The 24,695-nt window shown below is 71.9% G+C and carries 24 protein-coding genes; 11 read left to right on the forward strand and 13 right to left on the reverse strand.

Features of this window, described 5'->3' with window-relative positions; genetic code table 11:
• Window positions 1–10: 10 nt before the first annotated feature.
• The gene (locus tag IO33_RS0107125) at window positions 11–880 is read right to left on the reverse strand and encodes an alpha/beta fold hydrolase (protein WP_031161479.1); all 870 of its coding nucleotides are present in this window, start codon (window positions 878–880) and stop codon (window positions 11–13) included.
• Between the two features lie 201 nt (window positions 881–1,081).
• Here IO33_RS0107125 and IO33_RS0107130 point away from each other — a divergent pair, with 201 nt between their 5' ends.
• The 4 genes from IO33_RS0107130 (at window position 1,082) to IO33_RS0107145 (ending at window position 7,345) form a co-directional block, all read left to right on the forward strand.
• Entirely contained in the window at window positions 1,082–2,059 is a 978-nt protein-coding gene (locus IO33_RS0107130; protein WP_051926496.1) for an asparaginase, read from the forward strand.
• Window positions 2,060–2,254: 195 nt separating this feature from the next.
• Complete coding sequence (locus IO33_RS0107135; protein WP_031161484.1) at window positions 2,255–3,238, forward strand: ABC transporter ATP-binding protein; 984 nt, start codon at window positions 2,255–2,257, stop codon at window positions 3,236–3,238.
• A complete protein-coding gene (locus IO33_RS0107140) occupies window positions 3,235–4,593 on the forward strand; it encodes an ABC transporter permease (RefSeq protein ID WP_031161486.1) in 1,359 nt (452 codons plus the stop codon). The genes IO33_RS0107135 and IO33_RS0107140 overlap by 4 nt, the downstream gene beginning before the upstream one ends.
• A 4-nt stretch (window positions 4,594–4,597) precedes the next feature.
• Complete coding sequence (locus IO33_RS0107145; RefSeq protein WP_031161487.1) at window positions 4,598–7,345, forward strand: bifunctional YncE family protein/alkaline phosphatase family protein; 2,748 nt, start codon at window positions 4,598–4,600, stop codon at window positions 7,343–7,345.
• 35 nt (window positions 7,346–7,380) lie between these two features.
• On the opposite strand, the gene IO33_RS0107150 is transcribed toward IO33_RS0107145, so the two are convergent.
• Window positions 7,381–8,112 (reverse strand): response regulator, encoded by a 732-nt coding sequence (locus IO33_RS0107150; protein WP_051926541.1) that lies wholly within the window; start codon window positions 8,110–8,112, stop codon window positions 7,381–7,383.
• 426 nt (window positions 8,113–8,538) lie between these two features.
• Here IO33_RS0107150 and IO33_RS0107155 point away from each other — a divergent pair, with 426 nt between their 5' ends.
• Window positions 8,539–8,742 carry a hypothetical protein gene (locus tag IO33_RS0107155; RefSeq protein WP_157857815.1) on the forward strand — a complete coding sequence of 68 codons (204 nt, stop codon included), beginning with the start codon at window positions 8,539–8,541 and terminating at the stop codon, window positions 8,740–8,742.
• Window positions 8,743–8,766: 24 nt separating this feature from the next.
• A complete protein-coding gene (locus IO33_RS0107160; RefSeq protein ID WP_031161495.1) occupies window positions 8,767–9,633 on the forward strand; it encodes a universal stress protein in 867 nt (288 codons plus the stop codon).
• Window positions 9,634–9,658: 25 nt separating this feature from the next.
• On the opposite strand, the gene IO33_RS0107165 is transcribed toward IO33_RS0107160, so the two are convergent.
• Window positions 9,659–10,057 (reverse strand): STAS domain-containing protein, encoded by a 399-nt coding sequence (locus tag IO33_RS0107165; RefSeq protein ID WP_031161497.1) that lies wholly within the window; start codon window positions 10,055–10,057, stop codon window positions 9,659–9,661.
• A 162-nt stretch (window positions 10,058–10,219) separates the two neighbouring features.
• Between IO33_RS0107165 and IO33_RS0107170 the strand changes: the two genes are divergently transcribed.
• Window positions 10,220–11,938 (forward strand): sensor histidine kinase, encoded by a 1,719-nt coding sequence (locus IO33_RS0107170; protein WP_031161499.1) that lies wholly within the window; start codon window positions 10,220–10,222, stop codon window positions 11,936–11,938.
• Between the two features lie 63 nt (window positions 11,939–12,001).
• Here IO33_RS0107170 and IO33_RS0107175 read toward each other — a convergent pair whose 3' ends face one another.
• Both IO33_RS0107175 and IO33_RS0107180 read right to left on the reverse strand, forming a co-directional pair.
• The gene (locus tag IO33_RS0107175) at window positions 12,002–12,655 is read right to left on the reverse strand and encodes a CBS domain-containing protein (protein WP_031161501.1); all 654 of its coding nucleotides are present in this window, start codon (window positions 12,653–12,655) and stop codon (window positions 12,002–12,004) included.
• Between the two features lie 26 nt (window positions 12,656–12,681).
• The gene (locus IO33_RS0107180; protein WP_031161504.1) at window positions 12,682–13,140 is read right to left on the reverse strand and encodes a Crp/Fnr family transcriptional regulator; all 459 of its coding nucleotides are present in this window, start codon (window positions 13,138–13,140) and stop codon (window positions 12,682–12,684) included.
• Between the two features lie 162 nt (window positions 13,141–13,302).
• Here IO33_RS0107180 and IO33_RS0107185 point away from each other — a divergent pair, with 162 nt between their 5' ends.
• Complete coding sequence (locus IO33_RS0107185) at window positions 13,303–14,169, forward strand: winged helix-turn-helix transcriptional regulator (RefSeq protein ID WP_031161506.1); 867 nt, start codon at window positions 13,303–13,305, stop codon at window positions 14,167–14,169.
• Between the two features lie 27 nt (window positions 14,170–14,196).
• Here the strand turns inward: IO33_RS0107185 and IO33_RS0107190 are convergent, their stop codons facing one another.
• Both IO33_RS0107190 and IO33_RS0107195 read right to left on the reverse strand, forming a co-directional pair.
• A complete protein-coding gene (locus IO33_RS0107190) occupies window positions 14,197–14,622 on the reverse strand; it encodes a GNAT family N-acetyltransferase (protein WP_245235725.1) in 426 nt (141 codons plus the stop codon).
• Window positions 14,623–14,645: 23 nt separating this feature from the next.
• Entirely contained in the window at window positions 14,646–15,461 is an 816-nt protein-coding gene (locus IO33_RS0107195) for an SAM-dependent methyltransferase (protein WP_031161510.1), read from the reverse strand.
• A 183-nt stretch (window positions 15,462–15,644) separates the two neighbouring features.
• Between IO33_RS0107195 and IO33_RS0107200 the strand changes: the two genes are divergently transcribed.
• Together IO33_RS0107200 and IO33_RS43930 are read left to right on the forward strand one after the other, a co-directional pair.
• A complete protein-coding gene (locus IO33_RS0107200; protein ID WP_031161513.1) occupies window positions 15,645–16,754 on the forward strand; it encodes a CapA family protein in 1,110 nt (369 codons plus the stop codon).
• A 50-nt stretch (window positions 16,755–16,804) separates the two neighbouring features.
• Complete coding sequence (locus IO33_RS43930) at window positions 16,805–17,128, forward strand: hypothetical protein (RefSeq protein ID WP_245235726.1); 324 nt, start codon at window positions 16,805–16,807, stop codon at window positions 17,126–17,128.
• Window positions 17,129–17,139: 11 nt separating this feature from the next.
• Here IO33_RS43930 and IO33_RS0107210 read toward each other — a convergent pair whose 3' ends face one another.
• Window positions 17,140–17,766, reverse strand: coding sequence for a TetR/AcrR family transcriptional regulator (locus IO33_RS0107210; protein WP_031161519.1), 627 nt, complete (start codon window positions 17,764–17,766; stop codon window positions 17,140–17,142).
• Between the two features lie 99 nt (window positions 17,767–17,865).
• Here IO33_RS0107210 and IO33_RS0107215 point away from each other — a divergent pair, with 99 nt between their 5' ends.
• Window positions 17,866–18,912 carry an aldo/keto reductase gene (locus IO33_RS0107215; protein WP_031161521.1) on the forward strand — a complete coding sequence of 349 codons (1,047 nt, stop codon included), beginning with the start codon at window positions 17,866–17,868 and terminating at the stop codon, window positions 18,910–18,912.
• A 60-nt stretch (window positions 18,913–18,972) separates the two neighbouring features.
• On the opposite strand, the gene IO33_RS0107220 is transcribed toward IO33_RS0107215, so the two are convergent.
• The 5 genes from IO33_RS0107220 to IO33_RS0107240 all read right to left on the reverse strand — a co-directional run bounded on the left by IO33_RS0107220 (window position 18,973) and on the right by IO33_RS0107240 (window position 24,496).
• Window positions 18,973–19,200: an orotidine 5'-phosphate decarboxylase / HUMPS family protein gene (locus IO33_RS0107220; RefSeq protein WP_031161523.1), complete on the reverse strand. Its 228-nt coding sequence runs from the start codon at window positions 19,198–19,200 to the stop codon at window positions 18,973–18,975.
• Between the two features lie 4 nt (window positions 19,201–19,204).
• Window positions 19,205–20,740, reverse strand: coding sequence for an L-piperidine-6-carboxylate dehydrogenase (amaB, locus tag IO33_RS0107225; protein ID WP_031161526.1), 1,536 nt, complete (start codon window positions 20,738–20,740; stop codon window positions 19,205–19,207).
• A 24-nt stretch (window positions 20,741–20,764) separates the two neighbouring features.
• Window positions 20,765–22,162: a 2-oxoadipate dioxygenase/decarboxylase gene (gene hglS / locus IO33_RS0107230; protein ID WP_031161528.1), complete on the reverse strand. Its 1,398-nt coding sequence runs from the start codon at window positions 22,160–22,162 to the stop codon at window positions 20,765–20,767.
• A gap of 22 nt (window positions 22,163–22,184) precedes the next feature.
• Window positions 22,185–23,360 (reverse strand): NAD(P)/FAD-dependent oxidoreductase, encoded by a 1,176-nt coding sequence (locus IO33_RS0107235; RefSeq protein WP_031161531.1) that lies wholly within the window; start codon window positions 23,358–23,360, stop codon window positions 22,185–22,187.
• Between the two features lie 188 nt (window positions 23,361–23,548).
• On the reverse strand, window positions 23,549–24,496 hold the full coding sequence (locus tag IO33_RS0107240; protein WP_031161534.1) for an alpha/beta fold hydrolase: 948 nt from the start codon (window positions 24,494–24,496) through the stop codon (window positions 23,549–23,551).
• Window positions 24,497–24,695 lie beyond the last annotated feature (199 nt).

The following is a 24,695-nucleotide window of genomic DNA, read 5'->3' on the forward strand; positions in this document are numbered from 1 at the left end:
CTCGCGGAAGTCAGGCGCGTACGCGGCCGAGGAAGTCGCGGATGTGCCCGGTGATGACCTCGAGGTGGCTCTCCAGGGCGAAGTGCCCGGAGTCGAGGAGATGGATCTCGGCGCCGGGCAGGTCCTGGCCGAACGCCTTGGCACCCTCCGGGCCGAAGATCTCGTCGTTCGCGCCCCAGACCGCCAGCAACGGGACTTGCGAGTCGCGGAAGTACTGGTGGACCCGGGGGTAGAGGTCCACGTTGGTGGGGTAGTCGCGGAAGAGCCTGAGCTGGATCTCGTCGTTTCCGGGGCGGTCCAGCAGCGCCTGGTCGTGGACCCAGTTGTCGGGGCTGACCAGGCTGGGGTCGGCGACTCCGGTCAGGTACTGCCATCGGGTGGCCTCAAGGGTCAGGGCATCCCGCATGGGGGCCTCGGTGTCCGGTCCCGGGGCGTCGGTGTAGGCGAAGACGCCGTCCCAGAAGGGCCTGACGAAGCCCTCCTCGTAGGCGTTGCCGTTCTGCGTGATGATCGCGGTGATGCGGTCGGGGTCCTGGAGCGCGAGTCGCCAGCCGACGGGAGCGCCGTAGTCCTGCACGTACATCGCGAACCGGTCGACGCCCAGATGACGCAGCAGGCCGGCGGTGACCTCGGTGAGGGCGTCGAAGGTGTACGGGAAGTCCTGCGGGGCCGGCATCGCGGACTGTCCGAAGCCGATGAGGTCGGGGGCGATCACGTGGTAGCGGTCGGCGAGCGCCGGGATCAGGTGGCGGAACATGTGCGAGCTGGTCGGGAAGCCGTGCAGGAGGACCACGACGGGTGCCGTCGGGTCGCCGGCCTCCCGGTAGAAGACCTCGAGACCGCTGACGGTGGCGGTGCGGTGGTGGACTGCGGAAGCCATCTCTATAACCTCTCTAGTACCTTTCACCAGTTATGTGCTCCAGTCGAGCACTCCCTCTCTAACCTGTCAAGATAATTTCAACGGTTAAGTGAAATCGAGCCGGCTCCGGCACGGGAACCAGGTGTCCTGCGGTCGCGGACCCTGCGCGCGGACTTGGGTACCGTGACGCGAACCGATGCCCCGCCGGAAGGTGATCCGCCGATGCCTCAGCCCGCCATGGCCGTCAGTTCGGGCGCACCCCGCAACCCGGTCCTCGCCGAGGTAGTCCGCTCCGGATTCGTCGAAGGGCGGCACCGGGGCGGTGTGGTGCTGCTCGCGGCGGACGGTTCGGTGGAGCTGGCCATCGGTGACGTGACGTCCCCCGTCTTCCCGCGTTCCTCCAACAAGCCGATGCAGGCGGTGGGTGTGCTGCGGGCCGGCCTCGACCTCGCGGGGGAGCGGCTGGCCCTGGCGGCCGCGAGCCACTCCGGCGAGCCCTTCCACCGCGACCTGGTGCGAGCGATGCTCCACGAGCACGGCCTGACCCCGGAGCACCTGCAGTGCCCGCCCGCCCTCCCGCTGGACCAGCGGGAGCAGGAGGCTTACCTGGCCGTGGGCGGCCGGCGCGATCGCGTGGCCATGAACTGCTCGGGCAAGCACGCGGCGATGCTGGCCGCCGCCGCGCTCCGGGGCTGGCCGCTTCAGTCCTACCGTGACCCGGACCATCCGCTGCAACGGCTCATCCGTACGGTCGTGGAGGAGGCGGCCGGTGAACCGGTGGCTGCCGTCGGTGTGGACGGCTGCGGGGCGCCGCTGATGGCGATCAGCCTGACCGGGCTCGCCCGCGCCTTCCGCTCGTACGTCCTCGCCGCGCCCGGCACGCCCGGACGGCGGGTCGCCGACGCCATGCGCGCCCACCCCGAGTACGTCGCCGGCACCCGACGCCACGACACCTGGCTCATGAGGGAGATACCGGGTGCCCTGTCCAAGGTGGGCGCGGAAGCCGTCCAGGCCCTCGCGCTGCCCGACGGCCGCTCACTCGCCCTCAAGGTCGACGACGGCGGCACCCGGGCCCTGGGCCCGGTCCTGGCCCGCGCGTTGCGCCTCATGGGGATGACGGCACCGGTCGTGGACCGCGTCGGCCGTGCACCGGTGCTGGGCGGGGGGTGCGAGGTGGGAGAGGTGCGGGCGGTGTTCTGAGGGGCGCCGCTATGCGGCATTCGCCCTGCGTCAGGCGCCTGATGTCCCGTCAACTTTCTTGCTGATTAAGGAATTTACCGTCTATTGGCATGGCGAACGGCTGTTGTGTTCCGTTCTCTGAGCGTTCAACTGGGAATCCCTGTGGGTGTTGTGTGCTCTCCCTAGCCTCCTTGAGGTTTCGGAAAGAAGGGGCTCATGGACGACTCACTCCTCGCGATCCGGGCTCGCGGGATCACCAAGTGTTTCGGTGATGTCGTCGCACTCGACGGCATCGATCTCGGCGTGGCGCAGGGACAGATCCACGGCCTGGTCGGACCGAACGGTGCCGGCAAGACGACGCTCCTCGGCCTCCTGCTCGGCCTGGCCGTGGCCGACACCGGCCGGCTGGAGATCCTCGGTGCGCCGGTGGGCCGGAGGTTCACCGCTCCCGACGGTGTCGCTGGGTTCGTGGACGGACCGGGCCTCTACCCCTCGCTCACCGCCAGGCAGAACCTCACCGCGCTGGCCGCGCTCCGCGGTCAGGACACCCGGACGGCAGGCATCGACGACGTGCTCGACCAGGTCGGACTGACCGATGTCGCCGACGACCGGGTCCGCGGCTTCTCCCTGGGCATGCGCCAACGGCTCGGGCTCGCCGCCGCCCTGCTCACCAGGCCACGGCTCCTCGTGCTCGACGAGCCCTCCAACGGCCTCGACCCGGCCGGCAAGAAGCACGTGCACGGCGTCCTGAGCCGGCTCGCGACGCAGGGCACCGCTGTCGTGCTGTCCAGCCACCGCATGGACGACCTGGAGGCGCTGTGTTCCGAGGTCACCATCCTCGCCACCGGACGGGTCGTCTTCTCCGGCCCGCTGGGCAAACTGGCCGCCGAGAACCGTGAACTCGACTACCGCCTGGTCACCTCCGACCCCCGGGCAGCACGCCGGCTGGCCGCCGAGACGCCCGGGATCCATGTGGTCGACGGCGGGGGAGGACGCCGGCGAGACGAGGCGCTCGTCGTACGCGCGCTGGTGCCCGCCGTCGACGAACTGGTGACACGGCTCGTGCGGTCGGGCCTCGCCCTGCGCGAACTCGCCCCCGTGGTGTCGCCGCTGGAGGCCGCGTTCCTGGCCCTGACCGAACAGGACGCCGGAGCCCGGCCGCAGCAGACCCGCGCTCAGCAGCAGGAGGCCGGCCGATGACCGCGACCGTGACCGCCGCGACCCCCACCGCCGGTGCCGGCCGCGTCTCCGTGGCCCGCGGCTACCGCTTCGAACTGGTCAAGCTCGTCTCGCAATGGCGCATCCGTCTGCTGGTGCTCGCCTGCTGGATCGCACCGGCACTCTTCGTCGCCGGGGTGGGCCGGCAGAGCACACTTCCCTCGGACACCCTCTTCGGCCGCTGGATGCTCGCCACCGGATGGGCGGGCCCCCTGGTGATCCTCGGATTCTCCGGCACCTGGGCGCTCCCGCTGCTGACATCCGTGGTCGCCGGCGACGTGTTCGCCTCCGAGGACCGGCTCGGCACCTGGCGCCATCTGCTGGTCGCGGTCCGCTCGCCCCGTCGGATCTTCGCGGCGAAGGCGCTGGCGAGCCTCACCGTGATCCTGCTGCTCGTGGTCGGGCTGGCCGCATCGAGCACGGTCGGCGGGCTCGTGGCGGTCGGCGACCACCCGCTGGTCGGCCTCGACGGCCACCTGCTGGCCCCGCAGGACGCCGCCGGCAAGGTGCTGCTCGCCTGGGCCTGCGTGCTCGCCCCGACGCTGGCCCTCGCCGGGATCGGCCTCCTCGGGTCCATCGCGCTCGGCCGGTCCCCGATGGGACTGCTGCTGCCGGCGATCGTCGCCCTCGTGATGCAGCTCGCCCAGATGCTGCCCCTGCCGGTCGCCGTGCGACTCGCCCTGCCCAGCTGGGCGTTCATCGCCTGGAACGGTCTGTTCACCGGCCCAGCCCAGCTCGGACCGCTCCTGATCGGCATCGTGGTCAGTCTGCTGTGGGCCCTGACCGCGACCGTGCTGGCGTATCTGCTCTTCCTGCGGCGCGACTTCACCAACCCGACCGACGACGGCTCGGGGCGCCGCGCGGTCACCGCCGGGCTGCTGCCGCTCGCCGCGCTGGCCGCCGCGACGGTCGCCGTCGTGGCGGCGGCGACCGGGGCCACGGGCTCCGGGATCTCGCAGGCCAAGGTGCAGCACTCCCTCGCCACGGAGTTCGCGCACCTCTATCGCATGCAGACCCGGCAGCTCAACCGCCCTGCCGTCACCGAGGCACAGCTGAGGGCCACGGCGACGTGCGACAAGGGCAGCGTCAGGGTCGCCGCCGAGGGGCCCGGCAACGACTGGCGCTGCGTCGTCTCCTGGCATCTCCCCGGCGTCGAGGCCACCGGGACGGCCGTCTACCAGCTCGACGTCACCTCGGACGGGCGGTTCGTCGCCGACGGCGACGGACCGAAGGAAGTGAACGGCTACTTCCTGGTGCGCACCCCCACCGGGGACGCACCGAACCCGCTGTGGCAGTTCGACGGCAACCTCGCACTTCTCCGTACCTCGAAGGGATGACTCCATGCAGGTAACACGGCACCGCCGCCCCGTCGGGACACAGCCGCGCGGCAGACGCATCGGGCGCCGGAGCACCCTCACGGCCGGCGCCACCGCGGTCGTGCTCGCCGTCACCGCCGGCATCGGCTACGCCCAGACACGGCAGTTCGGCACCGACCAGGTCGGCCAGGTGACCGACCGGGGCCAGGTCGTCTCCAGCGACCAGTACATCGCCCCGTACGGCGACCGGCTCGTCCTCGACAACGGCAAGATCATGTCGTCCTCGGTCAGCCCGGACGGCACCCACCTCGCGGCCGCGGTCACCGACGGCGGCAGCGCCCTGGCCATCGTAGACGTGAAGAACTGGAAGGTGCAGCAGGTCGTCGGCACCGCCGCGTCCTCGACGCCGCGCCTGAGCAGCAACTCCGTAGGCCAGGAAGGCCCCACGTACTCGCCCGACGGCACACAGCTGTGGCTGGGCCAGACCGACGGCTACACGAGGTTCACGGTCAACTCGGACGGCACGGTCACCAACCCGACGCCGGTCACCATCCCGGCGGACGGATCCAAGCGCGCGCTGGTCGGCCAGGCCGTGTTCTCCTCCGACGGCTCCACCGTGTACGCCGCGGTCAACGGCCAGAACCGGGTGGTCGCCATCGACGCGGCGACCGGCGCGATCAAGCAGAGCTGGCCCGTCGGCAACGCCCCGCGGGACATGGCCATCGCCGACGGCAAGCTCTACGTCAGCAACGAGGGCGGACGCCCGGCGCAGTCCGGCGACACGACCATGAACTCGTACGGCACCCAGGTGCCGGCCGACCCGCAGACCGGTGCCACCACCACCGGCACGGTCAGCGTCATCGACCTGGCGGACCCGGCCGCGGCCCCCACGAGCATCGACGTCGGCCTGCACCCCACCGCGCTGTACGCCAAGGGCAAGGCACTGTTCGTCACCAACACGGCCACCAACGACGTGTCGGTCATCGACACCGCCCGCGACAAGGTCGTACAGACCATCTCCACCAAACCGTGGCCGGAGGCGTCCGTGGGCTACGAGCCCGACGCCGTGACGCTCACCGACGACGGCCACCTGCTGGTGACGCTCGGCCGCGCCAACGCGGTCGCCGTCTACCGGTACAGGAGCCCGCAGGAGCCGGTGAGTTATGTCGGCCTGCTCCCGACGGACTACTTCCCGGCCGAGATCACGACCGTCGGCGACCAGGTGCTGGTCTCCAACACGCGTGGCATCGACGCCCGCCGCCCCAACAACCCCGCCGGACACGGCACCCACGACACGACATCGAGCGTGCAGCGGTTCACGCTGCCGGACGACAGCGTCATCAGGTCCGAGACGGCGACGGTCTTCCGGCAGAACGGCTGGACCCCCGGCTCGGTCAAGCTGGCCAAGGGCGGCGGCCACTCCTGGCCGGTACCGGTCCCGGCCCGGCTCGGCGACCCCTCGACGATCAAGCACGTCTTCCTGATCGTCAAGGAGAACCGGACCTACGACCAGGTCTTCGGTGACATGTCGCAGGGCGACGGCGATCCGGCGGTGACCCAGTTCGGCGAGAACGTGACGCCGAACCAGCACGCCCTGGCCGAGCAGTTCGGCCTGTACGACAACACATACGACATCGGCACGAACTCCGCCGAGGGACACAACTGGCTGATGCAGGCCGACGACCCGGAGTACACCGAGTCCTCGGCCGGTGAGTACCAGCGCAGCTACGACACCGAGAACGACGCCCTCGGCCACCAGAAGTCCGGCTTCATCTGGACCGGTGCGCAGGCGGCCGGGAAGACCGTGCGGGACTTCGGCGAGTTCCAGTCGATCGAGAGCAAGCCGGCCGGGGCGTCCTGGCAGAACCTGTACTGCGACGCCAAGAACATGGACGCCACCGGCCAGACGACCGCCTATCCCATACAGACCGGCTCGGCGATCCCGTCGCTCAACGCCGTGTCGGCGCCCGGATTCCCGATGTTCGACCTCGACGTCCCGGACATCTACAAGTACCAGATCTGGAAACAGGACTTCGAGAAGAACGGGCCGGCGAACCTGAACATGTTCTGGCTCTCCAACGACCACACCGGTGGTCCGGCGAGCCCGGCGGCCCAGGTGGCGGACAACGACCTCGCGGTCGGCAGGATGGTCGACGAGATCTCGCACAGCAAGTACTGGAAGGACTCGGCGATCTTCGTCGTCGAGGACGACTCCCAGGCTGGCCTCGACCACGTCGACGGCCACCGCGCCCCGATCCAGATCATCAGCCCCTGGGCCCAGCACGACACCGTCGACAGCCGCTACTACTCCCAGATCACGATGATCCGGACCATCGAGCAGATCCTCGGGATCCACCCGATGAACCAGAAGGACAGCGCGGCCAGCCCGATGACCGGGGCCTTCACCCGGCGCCCGGACTACACGCCGTTCACCGCGCTGCCCAACCGGACCTCACTGACCGACGGCCTGAAGACCCCGCCCACCTGCGGCGTGGACACCCCCGCTCCGCAGGACCCCAAGGCGGCGGCCGTGCCGGCGGCCAAGGTGCCGGCGGACAAGCGGCAGCTCGCGGCCGAGTGGGACGCCTGGAAGTCCAAGCAGCGCCTCACCGGCCCCCACGCCGTCCCCGACTTCGCCAACCCCGCGCAGATGAACCACCTCACGTGGTACCAGACGCACAACTGGGCGAAGCCGTACCCCGGGGAGAAGAAGATCTACGCGCCCGATGACGTGCCGGGTGCCTACATCCCGTCGTCGGAGTCCGACGGCTGACGCGGACCGGCCCCGTCGAGGGCCCCCGGCCGGCTTCACCGCCCGCCGGGGGCCCTTCCGTCCTCCCCGTGGAAGACGGCCTCTCCCGAGGCCCGCGGCTCCAGGTGGGACGCGAGCACCGCGGCCTGGACGCGCCGCTGCACGCCCAGCTTCGCCAGCATCCGCGAGATGTGGTTCTTGACGGTCTTCTCCGACAGGTACAGCCGCTGGCCGATCTCACGGTTGGTCAGACCGTCACCGATCAGGGCGAGGATGTCCCGTTCGCGCGGCGACAGGCTCGCCAGCTCCGGCGACAGCGACGGGGCGTCCGCCGGGTCGGTGCGCAGGGAGCGCATCAGCCGGGCCGTGGTCGCCGGGTCGAGCATCGACTGTCCCGAGGCGACGGTACGGACCGCGGAGACGAGGTCGGAGCCCTTGATCTGCTTCAGCACATAGCCGGAGGCCCCGGCCATGATGGCGTCCAGCAGGGCGTCCTCGTCGTCGAACGAGGTCAGCATCAGACAAGCCAGTTCCGGCATCCGGCTGCGCAGCTCCCGGCACACCGAGATACCGTCCCCGTCCGGCAGCCGCACGTCGAGCACGGCCACGTGCGGGCGCACGGCGGGGCCGCGGACCAGGGCGTGCTCCGCGGTGTCGGCGTCCCCGACCACCGAGATGTCCGGTTCGGCGTCGAGCAGGTCGGCCAGTCCGCGCCGGACCACCTCATGGTCGTCCAGCAGGAACACACGGATCGGGTGCTGCTCCGTGAAGCTGCGCGTCTCGGTCATGACGACCTCTCGTTCCCGGGGACGGACAGACAGCGGGCTGTCCACGACGCTGATCATCCAATCAAGGGGGTGCAGGGACTAGGGCCGACCGGCCCCACTGACCGCATGGCCGTCACGCCGGAGGCCGAGCAGTCCGGCTCCGTCCACCACCGTCGACATGAAGTCCCAGCAGCGCTGACGAAGTGCGGGGTGCCGTACATGGTGGCTCCATGAGGTCCGCGGCGGCCGTTCCGTTCTCAGCATGGGCCGGTGCCACCGCACGAGCCAGGGGCCACCAGGCCCCCCGGGCGGTCCGTTCGGCCGCCACTCGGTACGCGGTACGACGGCGAGACGGGTCGGTCCGGCACAGGGCCGTGCGGCCACTGGCCCCGCGGGCAGACCGCGACCATGCTGGAAGCGGAGCCTCGGCCCCGGGAGGTGGAGACGATGTCCCGAGCCGTCACGGCGGATCCCGACGACCGGCCCGAGAGCGGCGCCGCCGGGTGGGCGGCGCGCGAGGCGGGGCTTGGCGGTCTGTCGCCGAAGACCGTGCCCGTCCGGCAGCGGACGCCCGAGCGCCTGACCCAGGCCCCGCCGCTCCGCGCCGGGCCCGGCAGCACGGGAGCGAGCGCGGTGGTCCCGCACGAATGACCCGTCGCTGGGGTGGTGAGCACGATGGACCTTCCGATCGTCGTCGGCGTCGACGGCACCGAGCCGAGCCTGCGCGCCGTCGACTGGGCGGCCGGCGAGGCAGCGCTGCGCGGGGCACCGCTCCGGCTCGTCTACGCCTCCCTCTGGGAGCGCTACGAAGGCGCCCTGCTGGCGCAGGAACTCGGCAAGCCGTTGGAGGAGGTGATGGCCCTGGACGTCGTCGGCGCCGCGGAACAGCGCGCCCTGCGCCGCCGGCCCGGGGTGAAGATCACCACCGACGTGCTGCCCGAGGAACCGGAACACGGGCTCGTACGGGTGAGCGGTACCGCCCTCGCCGTGGTGCTGGGCTGCCGGGGCCGCGGCGGGGTGGCCGAGGCGCTGCTCGGTTCCGTCAGCCTGACGGTCGCGGCGCACGCGCACTGCCCGGTCATCGTGCTGCGCGGCAACCACCACGACCAGGTCCGCTCCCGGACGCAGGGCCGGATCGCGCTCGGCGTCGGTGACGGGCCGAGCGGCTCGGCCGTGCGCTTCGCCGTCGAGGAGGCCGCCCTGCGCGGAGTGCCACTGGAAGCCGTACGGGCCTGGCGACACCCCGCGCATGCGCTCTCCCGTCACGCTCCGGGCGCCGGTGAGCCGGCGCTTCCGGAGCGGCAGCGGGCCGGTGCGTTGCTGGAGGACGCGCTGCGGGACGCACCGGCCGACCTGAAAGTGGACCGCCGTGTCGTCGAGGGTCAGGCCCGCGACGTCCTGGCGGCAGTCTCCCGCGAGGCCGACCTGCTCGTCGTCGGCCGACGACGCCACGCTCACGTCGGCAGCCGGCTCGGCCGCGTCGCCCACGCGGTGTTGCACCACACGGCGTGCCCGGTGGCCGTCGTACCCGAACTCCACTGACATCCCCCCGGTGGCCGTCGGCTGATCAGGAGAGGGGGCCGCTGGGGGCCGACGGGTGCGGGGGTATGCGTTCGTGCACCTCGAAGACGTGCCCCAGTCCCGTGACCCGCAGCATCCTGCAGAAGCCCGGACTCACCGTGACCAGCCGGAGCCGGCCGCACCGGGCCAGTGCCCGGTTGCGAGCGCGGCACAGGACGCTGAGGCCCGCGCAGTCGATGAACGTGACCGGCCGCAGATCCAGTATCAGGTCGGGGCGGGGGTACGCGGTGAGGGCGTCGAGCCGTTCCGACACCGTGGGGGCGGTCAGCAGGTCGATCTCGCCGTGCAGGGACACGACCGTTGCTCCGCCGGCCGCGCCGTCGGCCACGACCACTGCCTGGTGGGTGCTGTGACGTGCCTCGGGGGCCGCGTCGTTCTCGGACATGGGACGAGCAAACCGGGAGAGCGGGAGGGGACGGAAGGGCCGTACGGCCCTGCTCCCGGTCCGTGCGACCACAGGTTCGGCGTAGCGCGGCCGTGTGGAACCGATACCGTGGAGGTGACCCGTCGGTGCACGGGGTGTGCGCCGATGTGCTGGAGGGGTGTGGTGGCAAGCCCGGAGGAGCCCCGCGTACGACTGCCGCAGCTGAAGCTCGACGAGCTGCTGGAGGAGCTGCAGGCGCGGATCAACGCGGTCCGGGGCACGCAGAATCGCGTGCACAGCCTGCTGGAGGCGGTGCTCTCGGTCGGCCGGGAACTGGACCTGGCACAGGTTCTGCGCGCCATCGTGGAAGCGGCCGCGGCACTCGTGGACGCCGAGTACGCCGCCCTCGGCGTGATCGGACCGGACGGCACACGGCTGTCCGCCTTCCACACGGTGGGCGTCACCGAGGAGCGGATCTCCGAGATCGGCCCCTATCCGGAGGGCCACGGCATCCTCGGCGAGCTGATCCGGAACCCGCATTCGCTGCGGCTCGCGAAGATCTCCGCGCATCCGGCCTCGTACGGCTTCCCGCCCAACCACCCGCCGATGAACAGCTTCCTCGGCGTCCCGATCCGGGTCCGCGACCAGGTCTTCGGCAACCTGTACCTGACCGAGAAACGAAGTGGTGCGGAGTTCGACGAGGAGGACGAGTCGGTGCTGTCCACGCTGGCCGTGGCCGCCGGCGTGGCCATCGACAACGCGCGCCTGTACGAGGAGTCCCGGCTGCGCGAGCGCTGGCTGCGCGCGAACGCCGAGATCGGCCACAGCCTGATGTCCGGTACCGACCGCGCCGATTCCCTGGGACTGATCGCCGAGCGGGCCCGGGAGATCTCGGGTTCGGCACTCGCGGCGGTCGCCATGCCCATGGAGAGCACGAAGTCGCTCAGTGTGGAGATCGCCGTCGGTGTGGACGCGGAGGCACACCGCGGTCTGGTGCTGCCCATGCAGGAAAGCCTGATGGGGCTGGCGTACGCCGCGGCGGCCCCGGTCACCAGCGACGACGTCGTCCATGACCCGAGGATCACGCCTGAGCCGCCGCGCTTCGGCGGGCTCGGTCCCGCCGTGGCCGTGCCGATCGGCACGGGCGCGGGCGGGGTACGGGGCGTGGTCCTGGTGGCCCGCGAACTGGGCCGGCCGGTCTTCCTGGAGAAGGAGACCGAGATGCTGCAGGGCTTCGCCGCCCAGGCCGCGATCGCGATGGAGCTGGCCGAGCGCAGGCAGGACGCCCAGCAGATCGCGCTGCTGGAGGACCGCGACCGCATCGCCCGGGACCTGCACGACCTCGCCATCCAGCGGCTGTTCGCGACGGGGATGACCCTGCAGAGCGCGGGCCGTTTCATCGAGCATCCCGAGGCCGCCGAGCGGGTGCTGCGGGCCGTGGACGACCTGGACGAGACCATCAAGATCATCAGGTCGACGATCTTCGGGCTGCGGGCGCGCGTGGGCGTGGCCGGCAGCGGACTGCGCACGCGGGTCGTCCGCGTGGTCGGCGAGGCCGGCCCCGTGCTGGGTTTCGCCCCCAGCGTGCGCATGGAAGGCCTGGTCGAGACCGATGTGCCGCTCGACGTCGCCGACCACATCGTGGCCGTGCTCTCCGAGGCCCTCACCAACATCGCCCGGCACGCCCACGCCGGGCGGGCCCAGGTCGCGCTGACGGCCGACGGCCACGAGGTGTGTCTGAAGGTCTCCGACGACGGTGTGGGCATACCGCCCGGCGGCCGGCGCAGCGGGCTGTCCAACATGGCCGAGCGGGCGGAACGGCTCGGCGGCCGGCTGGAGCTGACCCGTCCCGCGGAAGGCGGCGCCACCCTGGAGTGGCGGGTCCCGCTGCCGGCCGGATAGACGGCCTTCCGCCGTCGGGGACCGGCCGCGCGGCCGCCGCGCCCGGCTCCTGGGTGCCGTGGCTCACTCGGCGCGGGCCGCGGTGAGCCTGCAGTCCACGGCGACGACGCCCTCGACGCCGTGCGCCAGGCGGGCGGCGAGAGGAATCCGCTCGGCGTCCCGCACCCGCCCGGTCAGGGTCGCGACGCCGTCGGTGACCACGATGTGCACGGGCTCGACCGGGTCGGGGAACAAGGGGTCGACGACGTCGCGCCGGATCTCGTCGGCGAGGTCGTTGTCCGGGCGCAGGAACACCTTCAGCAGGTCCCCGCGGCTGACCACGCCTTCGAGCACCCCCGCGGCGTTCACGACGGGCAGCCGTTTGACGTGCCGCAGCGCCATGACGCGCGCGGCTTCGGGGAGCGTGGCGTCGGCGTGCACGGTGACGGCCGGGCTGCTCATCAGCTCCTCGGCGCACACGGCGCCCGCCTTGGCCAGGCCGGGCAGCCGGCGCAGCTGTGTGAACCGGTCCGGATCGCTGTCGCGGAACTCCTCCTTGGGCAGCAGGTCCGCCTCGGACACCACGCCGACGACCCGGCCGTCGCCCTCCAGCACCGGAAGGGCGCCGACCTTCCACTGCTCCATGCGCTCGACGATGTCCTTGAACAGCGCCTTGCGGCCCACGGCGACCACCGCGTGGGTCATCACGTCCCGCACGCGGTGCGCGCCGCCGTCCATGCTCTCCTGCGCACGGGACCGGGCGGTCACATCGCACCACCGCTGCCGTAGGGCGCGTAGAGGTCGAGCAGCCGGACCCGTGACGCGTGCAGCCGTTGGGCGACCACGCGTCCGATCCAGACGGCGACCGCCCGGCCGAACTCGGCGTCCCCGGCGCACATCACCCGCACCGCCTCGGCGTCGAACTCCCAGGCCCGCACCGGGCTCGTCGTCTCGGCGCCCAGGTGCCACAGGTACGGCGGGAAGTGCCACGACCAGCCGATGAGTTCGCCCTGGCCGAGGGCCTCGATGACGGCGGCCCGGCGGCCGGGCACACGCAGGTCGAGGGCGACGGTGCCGGTGCGCACGATCCAGAAGCGGTCGGCGCGCCGTCCCTCCTCGAACAGCCTGACTCCGGCCTCGAAGGAGACCTCGCGGGCGAGGCTCATCAACGGTTCGCGGTACGCGGGCTCGAGGGCCGCGGTCATGGTCGTGACGGAGGTCATCGCACCGGCTCCCTTCCTGGCCTGTCCCCCCAGCGTGGGCGCGCCCGGCCAGGACCACCACGGGCCGCTCGGACCCGCCCCGGGGCCCTTCGGCCTCCAGGGCCGGCAACGGGTTGCCCCAGGAGCCCCAGTGAGTCCCGAAAAGGAACCTACTATGGGCGCATGAGGATGCACACCGCTGACGAGACCTGCGGCATCGCCCAGGCCGCACTGGTCCTGGGGGACTGGTGGAACGTGCTGGTGCTGCGGGAAGTCGCCCGCGGACACGTCCGCTTCGACGCGCTCGCCGAGGAGATCGGCCTGTCCCGCAAGGTCCTCACCGAGCGGCTCGGCCGGCTCGTCGCCCATGGTGTCCTGCGGCGCAGCCCCTACCAGCGGCGACCGGTGCGTCACGAGTACCTGCTCACCGACTCCGGGCTCGCGCTGTTGCCCCTGCTCGTCGCCATGCAGGACTGGGGTGACCGCTGGGTGCTGGGCGACGGCAGCGTCACCGCGACGGCGGCGCAGGACAGCGCCGAGCACGTCCGGGTCCACGCCCTGGCCGGCACCCGGCTGCCCGACGGACTGGAACTGCCGGGCACGCGAGGCGCCGACCTGCCCCTGGTCGCGCCGGGCCGCGCCGCGACCGTACTGTTCACCTACCCGGGTACCGGAGTCGAATGGGGCGAGCCGATCCCCGGTGCCGCCGGCTGCACCCTGGAGAACCGGCTCTTCCGGGACGCCTGGCCCCACTTCCGGCAGGTGGGTGCGGACGTACGCGGCGTCAGCACCCAACTCCCGCACGAACTGGCGGAATTCGCCCGCACCGAGCAGGTCCCGTACGACCTTCTCTCCGACGCCCGCCACCAACTGGCCGCCGCCCTGCGGCTGCCGGCCTTCCGCGGTGCGGGCCGGCTGCGGCACAAACGCCTGATCCTCGTCATCGACGCCGAACGCACCGTCCGGCACACCCTGTTCCCGGTCGTCGACATCCCGCACGCGGTCCAGGAGAGCCTGCGGCTGGCCGCCGACTGCGCCCGGAACGCATGAGCCGCGGGGCCGTGCAGGACTCGCCGCTCAGGACCACGCGGGCGCCTGGAGTGCCGGGTGCCGTCGGTCGAACTCCTCGGAGAGCATGCCCATCACGACGAGATCGCGGTGCCGGCCGGCGAGGAACACACGTTCGCGCAGCCGGCCTTCCTCGACGAAGCCCAGCCGCTCGTGCAGCGCCAGCGATGCCTCGTTGTGTGCGAAGATCCGTGCTTCGCACCGGTGGAAGCGCCGCTCCGCGAACATGAACCGCAGCAGCAGCACCGCCGCCTGGGCCGCATACCCCTGGCGCCGGTGTGCCGCGCCGATCGTGATGCCGTACTCGAACCAGCCCGCGCGCGGGTCGGCGTGGTACGAGCCGACAGCACCGACCAGCTCCCCCGAGTCGACGGCCTCGACGGCGAGCTGGAAGCAGTCACCGTCGGGCGCGGCGACGGCCTGCTCGACGTCCACGGTTTTTGCCGGCCGGTCGGCGCTCAGGGCTTGCGGGCGAGTCCGCCGTGCTCGGCGATGACCTCCGGGGTGGGTGAGCCGGGCTCCGGACGCCACTGCGTCACCGGGACGACGCCGGGCTCGATGAGCTCCAAGCCGTCGAAGAACGCGGTGATCTCGCCGACGGTACGCAGGTTGTACGGGACGGCGCCGCTGCTGTTGTAGGAGTCCTGAGCCTGCTCGAAGACGGGGTCGATGCCGCGGGAACCGTCGTTGACGCAGAGGTGACTGCCGCAGGGCAGGGCGTCCATCAGCCGGGCGGCGATGGAGCGGGCCTGGCCGTGGTCGGCGACGTGTCCCAGGATGTTGCTGAGGATCAGCGCGGTGGGGCGACCGAGGTCCAGTGTCGGTGCGGCGGCCGCGAGGATGCGGTCCGGGTCCGTCACGTCGGCGTCGATGTAGGAGGTCGCTCCCTGGGGGGTGGAGTAGAGCAGGGCGCGGGCGTGCGCGAGAACCATCGGGTCGTTGTCGACGTAGACGATCCGCGCCTCGGGGGCGAGCCGCTGGGCGACCTCGTGTGTGTTCTCGGCGGTCGGCAGGCCGGTGCCGACGTCCAGGAACTGCCGGATGCCCGCCTCGCGGACCAGATACGTGATGGTGCGGCGCAGGAAGGCCCGGCTGCTGCGGGCGATCGTGACGATGCCGGGGTAGACCGCGGTGTACGCGTCGCCGGCCGCCTCGTCGACGGGGTAGTTGTCCTTGCCCCCGAGCCAGTAGTTCCAGATGCGGGCGGAGTGCGGCACCGATGTGTCGATCTTCTGGCGCGTCGTCGCTTCGGGCGTCGTCGAGGGGTCGGTCATGAGTCGTGTCCGTCTTTTCCGTCGTGGCGGGGATCCTTCACGGCACAACCTATGCGGCAACGTCCGCCATTCGCCCGCCAGTTCGGGTTTCCCGTCGGCGGGATGGAGCGGGGCCGTCCGCCGCGAGAGCTCCTCAGCGCCCTCCGTCGGTCGAAAGGGGATGCCCGAGCCTAGGGTGGGGGTATGGGCGACGGTGCCGTGACGCTGTTCCTGTGCGGTGACGTGATGCTCGGGCGTGGCGTCGACCAGATCCTGCCGCATCCCGGAAGCCCGGTGCTGCGCGAGGGCTACGTGACGGATGCCCGGACGTACGTGGAGCTCGCCGAGGCGGTCAGCGGTCCCGTCCCCGCGCCCGTCGACCCCGTCTGGCCGTGGGGCGCGGCGCTGCCGTTGCTGGACCGGTCCGCCCCGGACGCCCGGATCGTGAACCTGGAGACGGCTGTCACGGAAAGTGACGATTTCGCCTGCGGTAAGGCGGTTCACTACCGGATGCACCCGGCCAACCTGCCCGCGCTCACGGTGGCCCGGCCCGATGTGTGTGTGCTGGCCAACAACCACGTCCTGGACTTCGGCCGGCGGGGCCTCGAAGAGACGCTGGCCTCGCTCGCCGGTGCCGGAGTGCGGGCCGTCGGCGCCGGGCGCGACGCCGACGAGGCCTACGCGCCCGTGGCGGTGCCCGTGGGGCACGGCCGCCGCATCCTGGTCCTCGCCCTCGGAGCGCTGTCCAGCGGCATCCCGCCCGACTGGGCGGCGACCACGGACCGGTCCGGTGTCGCCTACGTCCGTGACCTGTCGCCGGCCGCCGCCGAGGCGGCCGTCCGGCGCGTGCGGCGGTCGAAGCGGCCGGGCGACATCGTGGTCGTCTCGGTGCACTGGGGATCCAACTGGGGCTATCTCGTGCCCCGCGACCAGACGCGTTTCGCGCGCGCCCTGGTCGACGGCGGTGTCGACATCGTGCACGGCCACTCCTCGCACCACCCCCGGCCCGTCGAGATGTACCGAGGCCGCCTCGTCCTCTACGGGTGCGGCGACTTCATCGACGACTACGAAGGCATCTCGGGCTACGAGGAGTACCGCGACGACCTCCGGCTGGGTTACCTCGTCTCGGTGGACGAGGACACCGGGTGTACCACCGGCATGCGGATGTTCCCCCTGCAGGCGCGACGGATGCGGCTGGAGCCCGCGGCGGAACAGGACCGCGCCTGGCTGCGCGCGACCCTCGACCGGATCAGCCGCGGCGTCCGCATCGGGATGCAGGCCGACGGCACGCTCAGCCTCGGCTCCGGCGGGTAGGGCCGGAGCGGCACGGGTACCCGTCCGGTCGGCAGACGTTCCCTGAGGAGATGACTCGGATGCTGTTCCTCGGACTGCTCCTTCTCGCGGGCACGGGCGCCTTCACCGCCCTGGCGATCATCGGAAACATGTCGGGCGGACCCGAGTACACGGTCTCCGTCCTCGGCCACGACATCGCCGCCATGAACGGCCTGGCCCTGTTCAGCTCGGGCCTCGCGCTGGCGCTCCTCTTCTGCCTGGGCCTGGCGATGCTGACCACGCGCGCCGCCCACCGCCACCGCCGCCATCGCGCTCCCTGGAACCGCAGGACGCACGACACCACCCCGCTCGGGGGCGGGATGACAGGGCCGGCAGGACCGGGGGCAAGGACCTGAGCGAAAGCCCTTCATACGGGCTCTTCGCCGCCCCTCACGTACGCGCCCGCGCGCGCCGCGGCCTCGGCGGCTTCGGCGGCCCGGTCGGCAGCGGCCTCGTCGAGCGGGCCGCCACTGATGAGCAGCCGGTAGTACAGCGGGGCGGAGACGGCGCGGACCACCTCCTCCGCGTCGGTGCCCGCGGGCACCTCGCCCCGCTCGACGGCCTGCCGGACGCAGGGGGCCCATTCCGCGACGCGGATGTCGTAGAAGCGGTGCAGGGCCGCGGCCGTCTTCGTGTCGCCGGTGGCCGCCGCGATCAGCGCCTTGAACAGCGCCGCCTGCCGGGAGTCTGTCAGGGTGCGCTGCACCAGGCGGGCGTTGGCCTTCAGGTCGCCGATCAGGGAGCCGGTCTCGGTGCGCGGCGCGGACTGCTCGGCCATGTCCAGCAGCAGGTCGGCGACCAGCCCCGTCACCGTTCCCCAGCGTCGGTAGACGGTTGTCTTGCCCACGCCGGCGCGGCGTGCGACGTCGGCCAGATCGAGGCGGGTGAAGCCGAGTTCGGTCAGGGCGTCCTCGGCCGCCCGCAGCACCGCTTCCCGCACACGCGCCGTGCGTCCTCCGGGTCGTACGGTTCCCGGCTCGCTCTCGCCCGCCATAACGGTACTCCAGTTCCATTAATCGGCTCGTCCTGCTACCTTGGGGGCAGCTAACGGAACTATAGACCCGTTAGCTGCCTACTTCGGAAGGGGTCTGACATGGAATACAGGCGACTGGGCGCGTCCGGACTCATGGTTCCCGCACTGAGCTTCGGAGCCGGCACCTTCGGCGGTCGGGGCCCGCTCTTCAGCGCCTGGGGCACGACCGACGCCCGGGAGGCGCGCCGCCTCGTGGACATCTGCCTGGATGCCGGCATCACGATGTTCGACACCGCTGACGTCTACTCGTCCGGCGCCTCCGAGGAAGTGCTGGGGGAAGCGATCAAGGGCCGCAGGGACCAGGTGATCGTCTCCACCAAGACCAGCCTGCCGCTGGGGGACGGACCGGGCGACGCCGGGTCCTCCCGCTCCCGGCTGATCACCGCCTGCGAGGACGCCCTGCGCCGGCTGGGCACCGACCGTCTCGACCTGTTCCAGCTGCACGCCTTCGACGCCGGGACGCCGGTGGAAGAGGTGCTGGCCACCCTCGACACGCTCGTCCAGGCCGGAAAGGTGCGCTACGTCGGCGTGTCCAACTTCTCCGGCTGGCAGGTGATGAAGTCCCTCGCGGCGGCGGAGAAGCACGGTCACCCGCGCTATGTGGCCCACCAGGTGTACTACTCCCTCATCGGCCGCGACTACGAGTGGGAACTCATGCCGCTCGCCCTGGACCAGGGCCTCGGCGCGATCGTCTGGAGCCCGCTCGGCTGGGGCCGCCTCACCGGCAGGATCCGCCGCGGCGCCCCGCTGCCCGACGACAGCCGACTGCACCGCACCGCCGACTACGGCCCGCCCGTCAGCGACGAACACCTCTACCGGGTGGTGGACGCGCTGGAGGAGGTCGCGGAGGAGACGGGCAGGGCCGTGCCGCAGATCGCCCTCAACTGGCTGCTCCAACGGCCCACCGTGTCCTCGGTCATCATCGGCGCCCGCGATGAGCGGCAGCTGCGCCAGAACCTCGGTGCCGTCGGCTGGAGCCTCACCCCCGAGCAGCTGGCGAAACTCGATGCGGCGAGCCATCGGCCGGCGCCGTACCCGTACTTCCCCTACGAGCGCCAGGAGGGATTCGCCCGCCTGAACCCGCCGGTCTTCGCCGCGCCGCGCTGAGGAACGGCAGGGTGGCGGATGCGCCGGACGGTCACCCGCGCCGCGTCACGCAGCCCTCGCTCACGGCCGGAGGCCGGCGCGGACGAGCCGGAACGCGGCCGCCGGGTCCGCGGTGCGTGTGACGCCGCGCCCGACGACGGCGTGAGAGGCGCCGGCGGCCGTCGCGGCGGACGGTGTCGCCGCGCGGGCGTGGTCGGCCAGATCCTCGTCGGTCATGCCGGTGACCACGGTCAGGGCAAGGAACCGCAGGTCCGGGAAGGCGACGATGATCGGGTTGTCTTGATCCACGAGGTCATCGTGCGGTGAAGCTGACGCCCTGGGCGAGGGTGAGGGCGCTGGAGTAGTTGACGGTGTTGGTGGCCGAGCGCATGTAGGCCTTCCAGGCGTCGGAGCCGGACTCCCGGCCGCCCCCGGTGTCCTTCTCGCCGCCGAAGGCACCGCCGATCTCGGCGCCGGAGGTACCGATGTTGACGTTCGCGATGCCGCAGTCGGAGCCGGCCGCCGACAGGAAGATCTCGGCCTCCTGCTGGTCGCGGGTGAAGATGCTGGACGACAGCCCCTGGGGGACGTCGTTGTGCAGGGCGATCGCCTCCTCAAGGGTGTCGTAGGTGAGGACGTACAGGATCGGCGCGAACGTCTCCTCCCGTACGACGTCGGTCTGTTCCCCGACCCGGACGAGGACCGGCTCGGTGTAGGCCGCCGCGGGCGCGGCCTCGGCCAGGCGCCGGCCTCCGCCGGCCAGGACCCGGCCGCCCTGGGCCCGCACGCGGGAGAGGGTGTGCTGCATGGCGTCGAGCGCCCCGGTGGAGATGAGCGGGCCGACCAGCGTGGTGTCGTCGAACGGGTCGCCGATGGGGAGCTTGGCGTAGGCGGCGGTGAGCCGATCGACGACGGTGCCGGCGATGTCGCGGTGCACGATGAGGCGCCGCAGCGTCGTGCAGCGCTGGCCAGCGGTGCCGGCCGCGGCGAAGACGATCGCCGGGACGGCGAGGTCCAGGTCGGCGGAAGGGGCGACGATCGCGGCGTTGTTGCCGCCGAGTTCCAGCAGACTGCGGCCGAAGCGGGCGGCCACGCGGGGGCCCACCTCGCGGCCCATGCGGGTGGAGCCGGTTGCGCTGACGAGGGCGACGCGGGGGTCGTCGACGAGCCTCTCACCGACGGCGCGGTCACCGAGCAGGAGGCGGTGCACGTCCCGGGGCGCGCCGGCCTCGTCGGTGGCGCGGGCGAGCAGGTGGTCGCAGGCCAGGGAGGTCAGCGGGGTGAGTTCCGAGGGCTTCCAGAGCACGGTGTCGCCGCAGACGAGGGCGATCGCGGTGTTCCAGGACCACACGGCGGCGGGGAAGTTGAAGGCGGAGATGACGCCCACCACGCCCAGGGGGTGCCAGGTCTCGGCCAGCCGGTGGCCGGGGCGTTCGGAGGCGATCGTACGGCCGTACAGCTGGCGGGACAGGCCTACGGCGAAGTCGCAGATGTCGATCATCTCCTGGATCTCGCCGAGCGCCTCGGAACGGATCTTGCCCGCCTCGATGGTGACCAGGTCGGCCAGGTCGCTCTTGTGCGCGCGCAGCAACTCGCCCAGGCGGCGCACCAGTTCGCCGCGGCGTGGCGCGGGTGTGGTGCGCCACGTGAGGAAGGCCGTACGGGCGGCGGTGACGGCCTCATCGGTGTCGGCGCCGGTGGCGGCCGTCAGCCCGAAGAGGTGCTCGCCGGTGACGGGCGTACGGGCGTGCAGGTCGTTGCCCTCGGGCACGTCGACGCCGATGTTCTTCAGGGCGGCACGGGCGCGGGCGCGCAGGTCGTCCGTGCTGGGCAGTGCGCTGCTGGTCATGGTGGTCCTCGGAGGTGAGAGGCGTCAGCCGGGCGGGTGGGGGAGGCCGAGTTCGCGGGCGACGTGGGCGAGGGAGCGGTTCTGCTGCTGTTCGTAGAGCGCGTAGGGGTCCAGGACGTCGCGGTCGATGGCGCCGGAGAGCCGGGCGGCGTCGTAGGCGGTGCCCGGCTGGTCGTTGTCGCGGGTGCCCTCGCCGCCGAGGTTGGACCGGAAGATGCCGGCGGCGGAGCGGGGCAGGAAGTCCTCGTAGACGAGGGGTTCGGCGGTGACCCAGCCCTGCCGCACCAGTTCGCCGGTGGTGGTGGGCGGCGGGCTGCCGTCGCGCGGCCGGCCGGGGCGGGGACGGTAGGTGAAGTACGCCAGCTTCCCGGCGGCGAGTTCCTGCTCGCTGCCGGGCATGTGCCGTTCCCACAGCGCGCGTGCGAGGTCGGCGCGGGGTTGCGAGGGGTTCCGGGCCACCTGCTCGTCGACGCGGCCGAGGAGGTCGTCGTAGAGCGCGCGTCCCTGTCGGGTCAGGGCGATGCCGCGGGCTTCCACCTCGCCGAAGCGGACCCGCAGGGCACCGCTGACGACGCTGCCGTCCGGGGTGCGCAGGGCGCGGGGTTCCGCCAGCGCCCGGAAGGAGGTCTGCCGCAGCAGGACGTCGGGGCCCTTCCAGGCCGGCGGGCCCTGGATGGTGTCGATCATCTCGATGCCGCGCTCGGTCATGCGCCGGTACAGCTCGTCGATGTCGAGGACGCGCGGGGTGAGGTGGTTGATGTGCGTGCTGCGGACGCCGCCGATGTCCGCGGCGACGGCGGAGATCCGCTCCAGGGTCTCGTACCAGGCCTTGTCGACCGGCTCGGGGGACAGCTCGAAGGCCTGCACGGCGAGCCGCAGGAACCGCTCGGCCTCCTGCCGGGGCAGTTCCCGCTCGGCGGCGGCACGGTCGGCCAGCGCGAGCAGCTCCGGAGGAAACAGTTCGCGGGCGGCGAGGAAGGCTTCGAGGCGCCGGCGCAGGTCCGGGCCGAAGAAGCGGGGGTCGCCGGGGGTGAGCATGGAGGTGAACACCCGGAAGGGGTTGCGTGCCAGTTCCTCGCCGTCGACCGGGCGGAACGCGGTGGAGACCACGGGAACGGCGCTGGCCGCGGCCTCCCTGAGGTCGTAGAACCCGACCGGGTGCATGCCGAGGGCGGCGAAGACGCGGGCGACCTGCTGCAGTTCGCGCGGAGTGCCGACGCGGACGGCGCCGTGCCGCTCGGCGCTCACCCGGCTGATGGACCCCAGGCGCTCGGCGTCGGCTCCCCGCGCGCGCAGCACGTCCTCGTTGACCTCGCGCGAGACGTCCACGAGCGTGCCGTAGGCGGGGACCTCCTGCCCGTACATCCGCGACAGCCGGGCAGCGAAGGCGGTCCGCAGGCGCCACTGACTGATCGTCGACATGGTTCGGCCTCCCGGACGGGGTTCACACCACGTGGGCTTCGGGACGGACGCCGGCGCCGTGCCGGAACCGGTCGGCGCTGAGCGGGGAGATGTCGGTGAACGGCTCGCGCTCCAGGTACAGGTCCCGTACCACCTCACCGACCGCGGGTGCCTGGAGGAAGCCGTGTCCGGAAAACCCGGTTGCGTACAGGAAGCCGGGCACTTCGCCGGAGCGGCCGATGAGCGCGTTGTGGTCCGGCGTGACCTCGTACAGACCCGCCCACCCCCCGGCCGTCCGCATGCCGGCCAGCGCCGGGGCGCGGTGGCGGGCGACGGCGCGGAACAGCTCCAGCCACTCCGGCGTCCACGTGGTGTCGAAGCCCTCCCGCTGGCCCGGGTCGGCCAGCCCGAACAGCAGACCGTCGTCGCTGTTGTGGAAGTAGGCGGTGGAGGAGAAGTCGATGGTGAACGGGACACGTGGAGCGGGCGGCGTGAGCGGCTCGGTGAACGCGACCTGCCGCCGCACGGGCCGCACCGGCAGGTCGACGCCGGCCATGGCACCGATCCGCGCCGACCAGGCCCCGGCCGTGCAGACGACGGTGGGGCAGGTGATACGGCCGTGGCCGGTGTGCACGGCGGTGACACGGCTCCCGGCCCTGTCGATGCCCACGACGGCGGTGTGGGTGGCGAAGGTGACACCGGCCCGGGCCGCGGCCCGCGCGTACCCCTGGACGACCCGTCCGGGCCGGGCGTGCCCGTCGGCGGGGGAGTACGCGGCGGCCACCAGGCCGTCGGTGCTGAGGTAGGGACACAGGCGCTGGGCGTCGCCGGGACTGATCATGCGGCTCGGCACGCCGAGGCTGTTCTGGAGCTCGACGGCGGCCTCGAAGGTGCTCGCCTGCTGGGCGCCGTCCAACAGGAACAGGTAACCGACGGGATCCAGCCCGATGCCCGCGCCGGGCCGCCGGGCAAAGTCCCGGAAGGCCCGCAGGCTGCGGCTGCCCAGCTCGATGTTGAGCGGATCGGAGAACTGGGCGCGGACGCCGCCGATGGGCTTGCCGGAACTACCGCGGCCGAGATCGCCGCGCTCGACGACGACGATGTTCCGCACACCGGCCTCGGCGAGGTGGAACGCGGTGCTCACACCCATGACACCGCCACCGATGATCACCACATCGGCGCGGGCCGGAACGGTACGGAAGGCGGAGGAGGAGGACAACGGGCCGCTCCCTTCCAGAGGCCACCCGGGTTTCCTTTCGAAGGACGGGGCTGTTCAGTGACGCGGTGATGCCGATCAGCTGTCTCTGCGTCATCCTGCAGCAGCCCGCCCGTCGACGTCCATGAGCGGTAGGTGTCTTTGATCCCGAAGCCGTGGATCCGGTGCTCGGCGGCCGACCTCTCAAGCGCTCAGGAATGGGCCCTGAGGAAGTCGATGAGGGCCGCGTTCACCTCCTGCGGGCGTTCCTGCTGGGTCCAGTGGCCGCAGCCCGCCAGTTCGAGCGGCTTGCGCCACAGGCTGGGCATCAGGTCGGGGAGCTTTTCGATCAGCTCGGGTGTGCCGGGGAAGGCCGGGACGAGGTCGCGGTCGCCGTAGATGTACAGGGCGGGCCGGGAGACGACGGCGCCGTGCCAGGGTGCGGTCAGTTCCCAGTTGCGGTCCAGGTTGCGGTACCAGTTGAGAGCACCGGTGAAGCCGCCGGAGAAGCTCTCGGTGAGCGCGTCGAGATCGTCCTCGGTGAACCACTCCGGCAGCACCTCGGGGTCCGTCATCGTGTCGAGCCAGCCCTGCCCCGGACTCACCAGCGGCTGTTCCACCCCGCCGGTGCGCGGGGCGGAGCCGGAGGCCGAGTAGAAGAACTTCCGCAGCGTGGTGCGGACGTCCCTGCCGAACTCGGCGTCGGCCACGCCGGGGCGGTTGAAGTAGTTCCAGTAGAAGCGGCCGCCGAACCGCTTGTCCATGGTGGCGAGCGGAGGCTGGGTCCCCCGGAAGGGAGGCGGCACGCTCAGACCGGCCACCCCGAGCACCATGTCCGGTCGCAGCAGCGCCGTGTGCCAGGCGACCGGCGCGCCCCAGTCGTGCCCGACGACGAACGCCTTCTCCTCGCCCAGCGCCCGGACCAGGCCGACGACGTCGCCGACCAGATGGAAGATGGTGTACGCGTCGACCTCGTCGGGATGGTCGCTGCGTCCGTATCCCCGCTGGTCGGGGGCGACCACGCGGAAGCCGGCCTCGGCCAGGGGGCCGAACTGGTGGTGCCAGGAGTGCCATGACTCGGGGAAGCCGTGCAGCAGCACCACCAGCGGGCCGTCGCCCTGCTCGGCGATGTGCAGCCGGACGCCGTTCACGTCGACCATGCGATGCTCAACCATGCGCACGAGCGTACGCCCGGTGATCTTCGAGCGGCGGCACCGGCCCGGGCGTGCGGCGAGCCCGCCCCCGTTCGCCGTACGCGGGGCGGCGATGACGCCGTGACGCACACCGACGGCCTGGGGCGCGGGTGTGCCGTGTCGTCTCGCGTCAGGCCGGCCTGACCACCGCCGCCGCCAGGGCGCC

The organism is Streptomyces durhamensis (assembly GCF_000725475.1).
In the GTDB taxonomy this organism is placed as follows: domain Bacteria; phylum Actinomycetota; class Actinomycetes; order Streptomycetales; family Streptomycetaceae; genus Streptomyces; species Streptomyces filipinensis.

Excerpts from the sequence above, each read along its gene's own strand:
- IO33_RS0107125 (WP_031161479.1), bottom strand. The coding sequence starts at position 880 with ATGGCTTCCGCAGTCCACCACCGCACCGCCACCGTCAGCGGTCTCGAG.
- IO33_RS0107130 (WP_051926496.1), top strand. The coding sequence starts at position 1,082 with ATGCCTCAGCCCGCCATGGCCGTCAGTTCGGGCGCACCCCGCAACCCG.
- IO33_RS0107135 (WP_031161484.1), top strand. The coding sequence starts at position 2,255 with ATGGACGACTCACTCCTCGCGATCCGGGCTCGCGGGATCACCAAGTGT.
- IO33_RS0107140 (WP_031161486.1), top strand. The coding sequence starts at position 3,235 with ATGACCGCGACCGTGACCGCCGCGACCCCCACCGCCGGTGCCGGCCGC.
- IO33_RS0107145 (WP_031161487.1), top strand. The coding sequence starts at position 4,598 with ATGCAGGTAACACGGCACCGCCGCCCCGTCGGGACACAGCCGCGCGGC.
- IO33_RS0107150 (WP_051926541.1), bottom strand. The coding sequence starts at position 8,112 with ATGACCGAGACGCGCAGCTTCACGGAGCAGCACCCGATCCGTGTGTTC.
- IO33_RS0107155 (WP_157857815.1), top strand. The coding sequence starts at position 8,539 with ATGTCCCGAGCCGTCACGGCGGATCCCGACGACCGGCCCGAGAGCGGC.
- IO33_RS0107160 (WP_031161495.1), top strand. The coding sequence starts at position 8,767 with ATGGACCTTCCGATCGTCGTCGGCGTCGACGGCACCGAGCCGAGCCTG.
- IO33_RS0107165 (WP_031161497.1), bottom strand. The coding sequence starts at position 10,057 with ATGTCCGAGAACGACGCGGCCCCCGAGGCACGTCACAGCACCCACCAG.
- IO33_RS0107175 (WP_031161501.1), bottom strand. The coding sequence starts at position 12,655 with ATGGACGGCGGCGCGCACCGCGTGCGGGACGTGATGACCCACGCGGTG.
- IO33_RS0107180 (WP_031161504.1), bottom strand. The coding sequence starts at position 13,140 with ATGACCTCCGTCACGACCATGACCGCGGCCCTCGAGCCCGCGTACCGC.
- IO33_RS0107185 (WP_031161506.1), top strand. The coding sequence starts at position 13,303 with ATGAGGATGCACACCGCTGACGAGACCTGCGGCATCGCCCAGGCCGCA.
- IO33_RS0107195 (WP_031161510.1), bottom strand. The coding sequence starts at position 15,461 with ATGACCGACCCCTCGACGACGCCCGAAGCGACGACGCGCCAGAAGATC.
- IO33_RS0107200 (WP_031161513.1), top strand. The coding sequence starts at position 15,645 with ATGGGCGACGGTGCCGTGACGCTGTTCCTGTGCGGTGACGTGATGCTC.
- IO33_RS43930 (WP_245235726.1), top strand. The coding sequence starts at position 16,805 with ATGACTCGGATGCTGTTCCTCGGACTGCTCCTTCTCGCGGGCACGGGC.
- IO33_RS0107210 (WP_031161519.1), bottom strand. The coding sequence starts at position 17,766 with ATGGCGGGCGAGAGCGAGCCGGGAACCGTACGACCCGGAGGACGCACG.
- IO33_RS0107215 (WP_031161521.1), top strand. The coding sequence starts at position 17,866 with ATGGAATACAGGCGACTGGGCGCGTCCGGACTCATGGTTCCCGCACTG.
- amaB (WP_031161526.1), bottom strand. The coding sequence starts at position 20,740 with ATGACCAGCAGCGCACTGCCCAGCACGGACGACCTGCGCGCCCGCGCC.
- hglS (WP_031161528.1), bottom strand. The coding sequence starts at position 22,162 with ATGTCGACGATCAGTCAGTGGCGCCTGCGGACCGCCTTCGCTGCCCGG.
- IO33_RS0107240 (WP_031161534.1), bottom strand. The coding sequence starts at position 24,496 with ATGGTCGACGTGAACGGCGTCCGGCTGCACATCGCCGAGCAGGGCGAC.